A 12,320-nucleotide genomic window follows, 5' to 3' on the forward strand; every position below is an offset into this window, starting at 1 on the left:
TTGTCCCAGATCAGCTTTATTTACCGGTTGCCGCTTTAATCAATTTGGCGCGGTCATTATCAATAAAGTCAATGACTTGCTTAGGCGATTTTCCGTTCAGCAGTAAATCCTGAAAGGATTGGCCATAATTCTCTTTAATAAAGAACTTCACTCCACCTTCAAAATCCAATCCGTATCCATCAGGAGAGTTGGCAACGACTGTATCGAAAACTAGATTCTTCACAGGGTTTTTGGCATCCTTAAATGGAATTTCATTGGTTTTAAGCATCTCATGGGCTCCATAGAATTTCAGCAGCACATCTGCTTTCGCAATATAATTGAAATATTGTTTAGCCTCTTCTACGTTCTTCGAATTCTTGTTGATCACTTGGATAACTCCGCCTGCTGAAGTCGCCCAGGATTTAACGCCTGCCAATGGGGCAGGGAACATTTCCCATTTGTCTGCATTTGAATCCGGGTATTTAGCTTTGACTTCAGAAGACCATGAAGTATAAGTAAGGATCATCGCATATTTACCTTCGCCCAAAGCCGGAATGGCTCCATTCCAATCATTGGACATGAAGTCCTTGCCCAAATATCCTTTATCAGCAAGCTCCTTCAATTGAGCAACTGCCATCTCTGCTTGAGGAATATCTGCAAACTTAGTTGTACCGTCCGCTAATTTGCCATATAAACTGGAATCCTTGGCAGAAACCTGATAGGCAATGTTATTCAACCATAAAGGCAAATGCCAGGTATCCTTGGCGTTCTCAAAAATCGGGATAATCCCTGCTGCCTTTATAGCTTCACAAACAGCCAGAAATTCCTCATATGTGGTTGGAACCTTTAAATTCAGCTTTGTAAACAATTCAGGGTTATACATGATGCCCCAGCCATCTGTTCCCCAGCGATTAAGTCCAATCACTTTTCCATCTAGTGTAGTTCCGCCTTTGGCCCATTCCGTTTCTCTTGCTACCCAAGCCTCGTTAGTTAGGTCCAGCAAATTATCTGCAGGAAGCAGTTCATAGGCAGAGACACCGCCTTGAAAATAAATGATATCCGTTGCTTCTTTAGTAGCTAATTTACTCTTGATTACATCTTTATATTGATCGTCCGGGTTCACCTGAAAGTCAACCTTAATGCCAGTCTCTTGAGTAAAGTCAGCGGCAATGTCTTTATCTGCCTGTCTGATCCAGTTTTGTGAAGCTGCAATCGTCAGGGTAACATTCGATTTTTTGCCTTCTGCTGCTTTTGTAGCTTCAGGATTAGTAGAATCCGTCGATGATTTGGAGCCGCAGCCGGCTAATAAGCCGATGACTACAGTACCAACAAGCAAAGATTTGAGAATTGTATGTTGCTTTTTAACTTTCATGGTTGCTTCCCCCCGAATGGTTATTCCCGACTGGCCAGTCATTGCATTTACTATACACCGTTTATGGACTGCTAATCTTTGAACAAAACCAACCTTTTGATGTGGACATTTTTGCTCTTTAGATTTTACAGCCCTGTGTTATAATCACTTTGTACTCAGCATGTTTGAAGAAAGGTTTTTCCCATGATAAAACCTAAGACGATTCAGTTCAAGCTTTTTTTGCATTACTCTCTATTAATCGTTTGTATCATCCTAGTATTTGTCAGCACATTTTATATATATATTTCTAGAATTCTCGAGGACAAGGCCTCTGAGTCCTTATACCAAATTTCAAATTCCGTTTCGAGCCAGCTGGATTCAGAGCTTAAAAACATGAACTCCACCTCTGATAAAATACTCTTCTCCAAGCCCTTAATTGAATTATTCTTTTCCGATATATTCTTGCTCAATAATGCATCAATTACCAAACAGCGCCAATTCAACAGTATCCTCTACTCTATTATCGGAACAGGAAGAGAGCTGTTTCAGATTAATATGTTTCAGCTTGGCGGCTCCTTTGCCGGCCTTGGGAACTACTCCAGCTTTACTCAATTCTCACCGACAGCAATCCAGGCAATTCCGTGGGTTCAAGAAACAGTTCAAGGCGACGGAAAAAAAATCATCACACAGCCGCATCCGGATTCTTGGAGACAAAGCAATAAGACAGTCATTTCCTTAACACGGGCCTTCTCCGCTGGATTTGGCCAAAAGGTTAATAGTGTTATTGAGATTCAGCAGGATTATACTGTGCTGCTCGATATTGTGAATAATGCTTTGGCAAATCCAGACCTACAGAAGGAGCAATCCAATAAAATCTATATATTTAATGAAAAAGGGCAATTAATCTATCCCTTGACTGCAGCAGCGACGGATTCCAATGAATCTAACCTGGAAGAAACCGCCTTGTTCTATTGGCAGCAATTAAAATCCCATGGAGGCAATACTTCAACCTTTACCGTCAATAATCCGGCAACCAAGAGCAAGGATATGTTGGCCTATACCTCATCGAGCTTCTCAGATTGGATTGTTCTCTCCACAGTATCCGAAAAAGAGCTTTTACAGCCTGTAAATACGTTCAGGAATACTACCTTGCTTTTAGGTTTAATCTCTATACTAATTACTTTAATGATTTCATTTCTGTTCTCAAGGACGCTGACCACACCGATTAAACGCATCCACAAATCGATTAAAAACTTAAGCTTGAGCACACTTTCTCCGAAAGCTGCCTTTCCGATTCACAGCGGCTTTAACGAATTAGAGCATCTTAACTATGCCTTTCTGGAGATGTGCTTACGGTTAAAAGAATCATTGGATGAAGCGGTGTCTTCGCGCGCGCATGAAATCGAAGCCCAAATGTTCGCCCTGCAAGCTCAAATGAACCCGCATTTTCTCTACAATACACTCGCAAACATTAGCATTATGGCGGAGGAAAGCAATCAGACTGCCATTGTAGACGTATGCGACAGCTTGTCTAATATGCTGCGTTATGTTTCCTCGGAGGATGCTGCTCCCGTTTATATGGAGCAAGAGCTGAAGCATACCTTGGATTATTTGAATTTAATGAAGCTGCGTTATGAGGATCAGCTCATTTTTGAAATTAACATACCCGATACCATGCTCGAGATTCAGATACCCAAGCTTGTGATTCAACCGCTCGTAGAAAATTGCACCAAATATGCATTCAAATCCAATCCCCCTTGGCGTATACGGATTACTGGATCATCCTATGCAGATCGCTGGGAGCTGTCCATCAGTGATAATGGCGAGGGTTTTGAACCAGGGGTAATAGAAGGGCTGAAGGAGCAATTTCGCACGGCTGATTTATTAAAGAGCATGCCCAGCCTTAAAATCAATGGGATGGGGCTGATGAATATTTACATTCGGCTAAAGCTGCTATATGGGGATAAAATGATTTTTAAGCTGGATAATCGATTCGAAGGCGGCGCTGTCATAACGATCGGAGTCAAGCATAGCCAATGAACTAAAAGGAGGAATGCATCATGACTCACATAAGTAAATATCGGGTTGTAGTTGTCGAGGATGAACCGAAGATTCGCCGCAATATCATTCAAAAAATTGAAGCATCCGATTCGGATTTCATTGTAGCAGGCAATGCAGCTAATGGAGTGGACGCACTAGCTATGGTCAAATCGCTTAAACCTGATGTCTTATTCACCGATATCCGCATGCCGCAAATGGATGGCCTGGAATTAATTCGCCTGCTGAAGCTTGAGTTTCCAGAAATGCATATTGTGATTCTTAGCGGGTTTAGCGACTTTGAATATGCCAAACAGGCGATGAAAATGGGAGTTCGCGACTATTTGCTCAAACCATTAAAACTGGATGCTTTATTGGAATCACTGGAAGGAATTAAAGCCAGCTTGGAGCAGCGGGCTCAGTTCGTTGTACGGAATATGATCGCCTCTGATAATATCGGGCAAGCCTCGGGTAAAGAAATCTCTACCTTTCATGACCATGAGCATTTCATCGTATTTCTAATTTGCATTGGACATCTGGGAACGCATTTAACCGCCGCCAAACAAACAGAGCAATTTAGCTTATTATGGGCAAAGCTGCCATTAGCCGAAATGTTCGCATCCATCATTCATGAGCATGAAAAATGGTGGTTGATTGATGAGAAGCTGCCTAATCAGAAGTTTCTTGTATTGTCAGCCAAGCAGCGAACGCCAGAAGAAATTCAATTGATGGCCGAGCAAATTAGAAGGATGCTTATCCCTTATGCGGAACCCTACTACATCAACCTTTGCAGCACTTTCTCGAATATAGCCAAAACTGATATTTGGGAAGAAGCACAAACACTGCGGATTAGGCTTGATCAAGAATTGGTTATGGGGCAATCTGCTGTATTCCATGGAAAATTATTTGTCAAAAAGCCATCCCAACCCCTTCTCTTCGACACTTCCATGCAGAATAAATGGATGGCATCGATTCAAACTGGAAACAAGACCTATCTCAAAGAACAATTATTAGGTTTGTTTAACAAGTGGGAATCCTTGCATTATCCACAGAGACAGCTGGAAAAGGCTTTAAGTCAATTACTGCAAATCGCCCATCAGCAAACTTTAACCTTATCAGAAGCTGAGCTCTATCATTACGAATACAATGTCTTCGCCAAGCTCACTGTCTCCCCCCATTTTCATAGTATTATTGAAGATATATGGCACATTATCGAAGGTATGCTCTTTAAAGATGAGAAACTAACAGACAGTACGCCTGAGCTTATTAATCAAATTGCTGAGTATATCAGAAATAATTTTGCAGAGTCGATTCACTTGGAGGAGATCTCGCAGAAATTTCACTTCCATCCAACTTATCTCACTAAGGTCTTCAAAAAGCATATAGGTGAAACTCCGCTCAAATATTTAATTAAATTGCGGATTGACGAGGCTATCCGGTTAATTACCACTCAGCCACAGCTCGATATCCGGACCATCGGTGAAATTGTAGGCTATCCGGATCAGCATTATTTTAGCCGAATTTTTAAAAACTTAACTGGGCAAAGCCCATCCGAGTATAAGGAAACCAGCTATTAGACATGCGCATAATAACCTCCTAATGAGGGAGCTTTTATTATTCTGCTGCTTTAAATCGCTCTTTGCCAAAGAAAAGATAAAATAATAATGAAATCAACGTATATCCAACAGCGGTAATACTAAAGGCGTAAGCATAACCAAAGTATGCGCCATGCTTCATTACTAAGCTGGTACTGATTGGTGCAGCAATAAACCATCCTAAATGAAAAACCGCCTCGCCTGAGCTGGATGCGAATCCACGAAGCGAACGATCAACGTATTTCATTTTCACTGAGCTATAAAAAGGGGTTGCCGCATTCATAAAAGCTTGTCTAAATAAGTAACCTCCACAAGCTAAATAAAAATTTGCTGAATAAGCAGTAATTAATAGAAATGGGATGGAAACCATTTGAAGCACAATGATAGACTTCACCTCACCGAATCGGCGGGCAAACATCGGTCCCATTAGATAAGCGATAGCCGTTGCACCTTGTCCTAATGCGACAATAGCACCAATTTCCGTTTTCGATGCTAGAAAACGATCTTCAAAGTATACGTTCAAATAGGGGACAATCATCCCTCCTGCTATCGAGGATAACAATCCAAGCAGCGCAAACACCGCAATGACCTGAAATGAAGTTTTATGATATTTCCATTGTTGCTTCCATTTCAAAGGCTTTTGGAGAGATTGTTTTTCTTGTTCATCTGCTTTAAACATTAATACTGGAATAATCCCAAGAAAAGCAATACCGGTACCGATTAAAAGCGTAATACGAAAACTGAATATTTCAGTAAAACCGATGGTAAACTGAAAAAAGTCAACAAACCACCCTCCAAGCGCGATTCCAATAACATTAGCGAACATAACAAGTGCCAAATTAAAACTAAATAAATGAATCCGCTGTGGCGGGGTTGAATTATTAGCCATAAAAGGTAGAATCGTCGCAGAAACAATAGCAAGTGACATTCCTCCTAAAAAGGCAGTAATTAAGAGCGGCTGTTCTCCAACAAAAAAGGTTCGAGCGATTAATACGCCAATAGCCATAATCAGGCCGAAAGAAATGACTTTTTTGGGGCCGATTTTGTCATTCATGATACCTGCTGGGATAAGGATAATCGCTGAAGCCAGCGCAGTCATCCCAACGATATTGCCAAGTGTTGTTTGTGTAAATCCCAGTGCTTTGATATATAAATTATAATCGAGACCAAACATCCCGAGTCCTAAATTCAAAACGAAATTAAACCAGAAAAACAATCGGATGTTGCGGCTGTACCCACTAAATTGTATTTTCCAATCTTGAAGAAAAAGTGACATCTGTAATCAAACCTCAATATCTGTAGTTTTAGTCTTAAGAGTATATCATTCTAAATTCATTTATTATAATTACAGTTCCTAACAAACCGCATTCACCTGTATCTATCCCAATCAGGAAGCGGCCGAGTCTATAGAAAAAGGCACCGACATAATTGCCGGCACCCTCCTATTAATGAATAGTTTCTGTTGTCTGTTCTACAATTCTAATGTGTCACTGAGAAGTTATCAAATTGAGTATTAGCAGCATGTGCCCTGAGCCCTACCTTTCCGTTTATAAACGGTGTGCTGTTATCGGTATAATTGATTTTCGGAGTGACCATATCTACAACATATACTTTGATATTGTTTCCACTTACAACTACTTTCATATGATACCATGTGTTGAGATTATACGTTCCGGCTACAGATGCCAGTGCTGTCCAGTTGTAATTCTGTTTGCCTAGCCCAACTCCACCGGTTGAAATAGAAGCAAAATACCCCTGATAGAAATCAGTTCCAAGGCCAGCGTCATTGTCAGCACCACCTTGGGCAGGATTCTGTACCCGAACCATAATTCCGCTGTTTAAACCACCAATCCCTTTGATATCTGCCTCAACGGTGTAATCCGACCAGCCCGTGCTTCCAAGTGTCCGTTTGCCCATATTATTAATGCTTGCAGCCCCGCTCACTATGGACCAGTTACCTCCGCTCCAATTCCAATCACCACTGAAGGCAGTAGCAAAACTATCTGTTTTAGTGAATGATGAGTTATCCGCTTGCACAAATTTTAAAGTATAGAAATCGTATTCGCCTGTAACGGTTTCAACTTTTATCGTATGGTTTCCTGCTGTCAGGTTCAGCCCTTTAATCGTATAAGTTTGCCAATTGTCCCAGCCTCCAGTAGCAGGGAGAGTAACTATACCCGTTACATCGGTTGAATCCAACCATACCCTTACTTGGGAATTCGCATATGTCGTTGCATACCTAATGCCTAAATTGTAAGCCCCGGTTGCTTTAACGGAGACATTGTATTTAAGCCATTCTCCCGTAGCGTTCCAGCCAACATTATGTCCACCTTCAGGATTGTTCCTGATATCCACATTATCATTTCGGATATATTGACCGCCAGAGTTTCCAGCAGCTGTATCATGATAACCAACACCTTCGCCACCTAAGTTATAATGCACGGCTTCAATAGTTCCTGGAATTGGTTTGTAGAAATCAAATATACCGTTTCCGTTAACTTTGTTGCTGGTTGCAATATAGCCAAACTTGGCTGCGGTATCAACTGCCAGATAACCTACCTTGCCCGCTCCCAAACCCGCGCCTGTCTTGGTTTCCTTCAACATGCCGTCAACAAAATACTTGTAAGTGGTTCCCGACTTTTCGACACGAATGGTGTGCAATTTAGTTGAGTCAAAGCTTGCAGGCAGGGATGTTAATACTTGAGTGCTCCATACCCCGCCGACCAATACTTCGGTCTCAAGCTGTTTAGTAACCCCGTTAATAATCGCAACACCATAATTGTTAGCATCAACGTATCCGTATACGGCTCCAAATCTAGGTGCTATGGTTCCTCTAGACGTTTCCTGAACGTTAAATTCTGCGGTATAGTCGCTTGCTGTTGTGAATGTATTCTCATATTCAACAAAAAATGCTGTGCTTCCTTTGGTACTCTGAGTAAGAAAACTACTTGTAATCCCCCAAGTACCTCCATTAAGATTCGAGTACCCTGCCCCAATAGATGCTCTATTGAATCTGTCTTCATAATTAGGAGCTGCCGGTGTTTGCATGGACCAGCTTGAAGGTCCATATACAACCATTTTGTTACCATTAAAGCCAACTGCATCCAGATTATAGTGACGTACGGATGAAGCAAGTAAATTGTGATAGACCATATAATAGGTGTCCAGATCGGGCCCGACAAACATGCCGCTATGCCCTATTGCCTGATTCGATCCACCTTCACTGTTCAGAAGAATAGGACCTGTACTGCTTTGTGTAAATGATGACAAGGGTCCTGCTGTATTTGTGGCCAGATTCACCCTATATCCGGGGCTGACAACATGATTTCCGCTTTCGGTGAGATAGTAAGTCCCGTTTCTTTTGATAAGCGTTGGAGCTTCTGTCCACTGTCCACTCATCTGCGTACCGCCAAGCACCACATCGCTTCCGATTGACGTTGGACTGCTCATCAGGGCCGAGTGAATGCCGTCACCGCCTGCGCTTAAAAAGTACCAATTGCCATTGTCTTCTATAAAGACACTCCCATCAATACTGTGACCCAAATTGCTGGTTGCGACTGTAAATGGTCCTGTCGGGCTGGTGCTGGTTAAAACGTAATGCCCCCCACCTCCCGGAGAAGTATACATGTAGAAAGTCCCATTCCAGTAAAACACTTCAGGCGCATAACCATCTACAGTAATGGACTCAGTTGAACATAAACCCGCATAAGTCCAATTGACAGCATCTGTTGAGCTCCAGCATTTAAAACCGACGCTGGATCCACCGCTGGTGTACAAATAGTACACACCATTGTATTTCATTACATATGGGTCTCCAATTCCACTTTCACTGGGAAGTGTCATATAGTTTGTATAAGCGTAAGCCCCCGATACCGGTAAAATAAGTGCAAATACTAGACACACCAAGACCACCATTTTTTTAGATATTCTCGACATCATTCATCCTCCTCATTTTTTATCAACAAAATTTTCGTTTTAAGCCTCCTAAAATTTTAATAATAAAGCGCTTACAAACTAGTCGGTAATTATTCAACTATTTTGGGGTTATCCACTAAGGCTGCATCTGATCCACCTCCTCCAGAAAGTATGCAGCCTAGTGGTTTCCAATCCTAACTATCCTTTAACGGCACCAGCCGTCATGCCTTCGACAATATATTTCTGTGCAATAGCGTACGCAAAGATTACAGGTAAGGTAGAGATCAATAATACGCTAAAAACTTTTTCCCACTCGGTGTTGTACAAGGAATTAAACACATAAACCGACATGGGAATCGTATATTGTTTGGAGTTCGTCAGATAGACAAGTGGACCAACAAAATCGTTCCAAATCCCGAGAAAGTTAAAAATAAAAGTCGTTGCTACAATTGGTTTAAGCTGGGGAAGAATGATCACAAAAAACAACCGTAAAACCTTAACGCCGTCCATAATGGCCGACTCATCCAGCTCTCTGGGAACGGTTTTAATAAATCCCGTTAACAGGAATATAGCGATGGGTGCTCCTCCAGCAACGTAAATTAGGTCTAAACCTAAATAAGTTCCATAAAGTCCAACTGATTTCAGTGTGTATATCGTTGGAATCAGGAATCCGGAAGGAATGATGCCCAATACGAAATAATTATATGAAAACTTGGTCGTAGCAGACTGTCTGCGATCTATAATAAATGCAGTAATGGAGGCCAGCAGCAACAGCAATAAAACGCTTGATAATGAAACGATTGCGCTGTTCTTCAAGCCGCGAAATATATTCGCTTCCTTGAATACCGTCAAATAGTTATCGAAATGCAGATGGGCGGGCCAGGCGAAATTTAGCATGGCTGCTTCCCCGGATGACTTAAGGGAGTTCAACAAAGTAAAGTAAAAAGGCAGCATGACAACGATGCTTAATAGGATCATAACTGCTTCACTGAGACTGAATAGTATTTTGCGATTTCTTTTTTTAAGTGTCATTATAGCTGTACCTCGTTTTTTCTTAGCAGTTTAAGCATCGGAAATGTAAGCAGGCAAACGATCAAGAATAATATCAGACTCATCGCAGTACCATAAGCATATAACGAGTTGCCAAACTGGGCATATACCAGCGTATTAATGACAAAAGCCTGATTTCCAGTAAGCAGGTACGGAAGATCAAACACCTTTAAACTGCCTACAAGCGACATAACCATGCTGACCGTTATAGAAGGCGCAACCAAAGGAAGTGTAATATTACGAAAATTTTGCCAAGGACTCGCTCCATCGACTCGCGCTGCTTCCTTTAAATCATTCGGTATCGTCTTTAGACCTGCTAGATAGATTGTAGCTGTGAACCCTAAAGTCATCCATATATTGATTCCACTGACTACATAAATGTTTATTTTATGATCGGTCAGCCATCCGTGAATGTAATTGACCAATCCGAGGTTTTTAAGAAACTGGTCAATAGGCCCATCGGGAAATAACATAGCAGAAAAAGTAAAACAAATGATTAAAGGACTAAATATAATAGGGAGAAAAAAGGCACTGCGGATAAACCCTTTAAATTTAAACGGCAGATCAAAAATAAGCGCTAGCAGCATGCCAAATATATTGATTAGAATCATAACCGTAACGGCATATTTGAATGTATTGGCAAATGCCTCGCCCACATCTCCTGAGATTCCCATAAGCTTAATTTGCGAATAAATACTCTTAAACTGGTAAAACCCAACAAAGTTTACTTTGAATATACCTCCGCTTGTTCCCGTCCAATCCGTAAAAGACATGCATAAGCCCATGATCGCCGGAAATAGGGCAAGCGTAGAATAAATGATTAATAACGGCAACATATAGAGATGGGAATAAAATCGCTTACTCATTATGCTGAGACCCCCTTGATAAAGAGAAGAGCAACCGATTAATACTGTTAACGGGCAACATGTAAATTTCCAGCCCGTTACCAGTATAGCTGGTTCACTCTTCTCCGAATTATGCAATTATTTTAAACCAGCAATTTTATTATCTTTTAACGATTTGAGATATTGTGCTTGCGCTTCCAATAAAGCCTTATCTACTGATTTAGCTCCAAGAATGACTCCTGTTAAATCAAATCCAACACCTACGCCCGGAGTGATCAGGTTGGCATAAAAAGGTAGTGTTTTCCCTGCTTCAATAAAGGGTACCAAATCGCTTGTTCCCGGATTGAGTTCGGCTGTAACTCCGATATAAGGAGGGATTGCCTTTACTTTACCGTAGTACCCATTCAGAGTTTCATCCGAAGTAAAGAAATTCAAGAAATCCAGCGATGTTGCTTGATTCTTTCCTTTAGCAATCGCCATACCGATGCTCAGATCTATCGGAATTATCGGATCATTATCCCAAGGAAGCGGGAACATGCCTATAAACTTTGCAGCTTCCGGAAACTTCGACAGAGCGCCAGGAATTAAATTATCTACATTTATTACCATAGCTGCTTTCCCTTGTGAAAATGCCGCAACTTCCATATCATAGGTAGTGGAAGCAGTATCCTTATTGAAATAGCCTTTAGCAAAAAGCTCGTGATGCCTATTTAAAAAGTTTTTTGCTCCAGCAGATTTGGAGAAATCGAATGTACCGTCATTGATCTTAGCAATGTCGCCTTTCTTGGTTATCTCATTGGTAAAACCAATGAAATTAAACAATAAAGGAGGCCAGCCATCCTTAAGACCTTCAAAAATTGGTGTTATTCCAGCTTGCTTCAATTTCTCACACACAGCTAGGAATTCCTCATATGTTTTTGGAATTTCAATGCCATTTGCTGCAAAAATTTCTTTATTATATATAACGCCGGCACCATTCATACCGCCGACAGGTATTTCATAAAACTTATCTTTTGACTTAAGCCATACTCCACCCTCTATAATGGAAGGGGATATTTTCTTCATGAAAGGCTCATTTGATAAATCCACCAGCAATTCTTCCGCTTTCATTTGTCCTAGAAAAGACGCGGTAGTGTACATAAAGGCGATATCCGGCATTTCATTTACTGCTGCTTTTGTAGTAATTGCATCATTAAACGCCTGTCCACCAGGTGTGAATTGAACGTCTATTTTATTGCCTGATTTTTTCTCATATTCGCTAATTACCCACTTGATTGGCTCATCATACCAATCTTTACTGATAATCATGCTTAATGTAACGCTTTCATTTTTAGGCGCTTCAGTTGGAGCAGGTTCAGAAGTAGCCGTAGCGCTAGCCTTTGGTTCAGCGGACGCTTGGTCGGTTGATGGGGCGCTTGAACTTTCTGTTTTTCCGCTGCCACAAGCTGTGAAAACAATTGCCATGAGTAAAGTAAGAATGATAGTAAATACTTTCTTTTGTGTTCTTTGCATTTTATACCCTCCATTTTATGTTTAAAGGTCGACCCT

General features: G+C 41.2%; 8 protein-coding genes. 2 read left to right on the forward strand and 6 right to left on the reverse strand.

Going from position 1 to position 12,320, the window contains the following annotated elements:
- Positions 1–16: 16 nt before the first annotated feature.
- On the reverse strand, positions 17–1,351 hold the full coding sequence (locus EHS13_RS33540) for an ABC transporter substrate-binding protein (RefSeq protein ID WP_162463382.1): 1,335 nt from the start codon (positions 1,349–1,351) through the stop codon (positions 17–19).
- Positions 1,352–1,534: 183 nt separating this feature from the next.
- On the opposite strand from EHS13_RS33540, the gene EHS13_RS33545 reads away from it, so the two are divergent.
- Positions 1,535–3,370, forward strand: a complete 1,836-nt coding sequence (locus tag EHS13_RS33545; RefSeq protein WP_155704576.1) for a sensor histidine kinase — start codon at positions 1,535–1,537, stop codon at positions 3,368–3,370.
- A gap of 20 nt (positions 3,371–3,390) precedes the next feature.
- A complete protein-coding gene (locus EHS13_RS33550; RefSeq protein ID WP_155704577.1) occupies positions 3,391–4,944 on the forward strand; it encodes a response regulator in 1,554 nt (517 codons plus the stop codon).
- A 37-nt stretch (positions 4,945–4,981) separates the two neighbouring features.
- Here the strand turns inward: EHS13_RS33550 and EHS13_RS33555 are convergent, their stop codons facing one another.
- The 5 genes from EHS13_RS33555 to EHS13_RS33575 form a co-directional block, all read right to left on the reverse strand.
- Entirely contained in the window at positions 4,982–6,238 is a 1,257-nt protein-coding gene (locus tag EHS13_RS33555; protein ID WP_155704578.1) for an MFS transporter, read from the reverse strand.
- A gap of 203 nt (positions 6,239–6,441) precedes the next feature.
- Positions 6,442–8,901, reverse strand: a complete 2,460-nt coding sequence (locus EHS13_RS33560; RefSeq protein ID WP_227013677.1) for a family 43 glycosylhydrolase — start codon at positions 8,899–8,901, stop codon at positions 6,442–6,444.
- 174 nt (positions 8,902–9,075) lie between these two features.
- Positions 9,076–9,909: a carbohydrate ABC transporter permease gene (locus tag EHS13_RS33565; RefSeq protein ID WP_155704579.1), complete on the reverse strand. Its 834-nt coding sequence runs from the start codon at positions 9,907–9,909 to the stop codon at positions 9,076–9,078.
- Entirely contained in the window at positions 9,909–10,793 is an 885-nt protein-coding gene (locus EHS13_RS33570; protein WP_155704580.1) for a carbohydrate ABC transporter permease, read from the reverse strand. Before EHS13_RS33570 ends, EHS13_RS33565 begins: the two co-directional genes overlap by 1 nt.
- A 117-nt stretch (positions 10,794–10,910) precedes the next feature.
- Positions 10,911–12,284 carry an ABC transporter substrate-binding protein gene (locus tag EHS13_RS33575; RefSeq protein WP_155704581.1) on the reverse strand — a complete coding sequence of 458 codons (1,374 nt, stop codon included), beginning with the start codon at positions 12,282–12,284 and terminating at the stop codon, positions 10,911–10,913.
- Positions 12,285–12,320: the final 36 nt, after the last annotated feature.

It is taken from the genome of Paenibacillus psychroresistens (assembly GCF_009728935.1).
Taxonomy (GTDB): domain Bacteria; phylum Bacillota; class Bacilli; order Paenibacillales; family NBRC-103111; genus Paenibacillus_AC; species Paenibacillus_AC psychroresistens.

Bases quoted from the DNA above. Each gene is read 5' to 3' on its own strand.
- EHS13_RS33540 (WP_162463382.1), bottom strand. From the start codon at position 1,351: ATGAAAGTTAAAAAGCAACATACAATTCTCAAATCTTTGCTTGTTGGT.
- EHS13_RS33545 (WP_155704576.1), top strand. From the start codon at position 1,535: ATGATAAAACCTAAGACGATTCAGTTCAAGCTTTTTTTGCATTACTCT.
- EHS13_RS33550 (WP_155704577.1), top strand. From the start codon at position 3,391: ATGACTCACATAAGTAAATATCGGGTTGTAGTTGTCGAGGATGAACCG.
- EHS13_RS33555 (WP_155704578.1), bottom strand. From the start codon at position 6,238: ATGTCACTTTTTCTTCAAGATTGGAAAATACAATTTAGTGGGTACAGC.
- EHS13_RS33560 (WP_227013677.1), bottom strand. From the start codon at position 8,901: ATGATGTCGAGAATATCTAAAAAAATGGTGGTCTTGGTGTGTCTAGTA.
- EHS13_RS33565 (WP_155704579.1), bottom strand. From the start codon at position 9,909: ATGACACTTAAAAAAAGAAATCGCAAAATACTATTCAGTCTCAGTGAA.
- EHS13_RS33570 (WP_155704580.1), bottom strand. From the start codon at position 10,793: ATGAGTAAGCGATTTTATTCCCATCTCTATATGTTGCCGTTATTAATC.
- EHS13_RS33575 (WP_155704581.1), bottom strand. From the start codon at position 12,284: ATGCAAAGAACACAAAAGAAAGTATTTACTATCATTCTTACTTTACTC.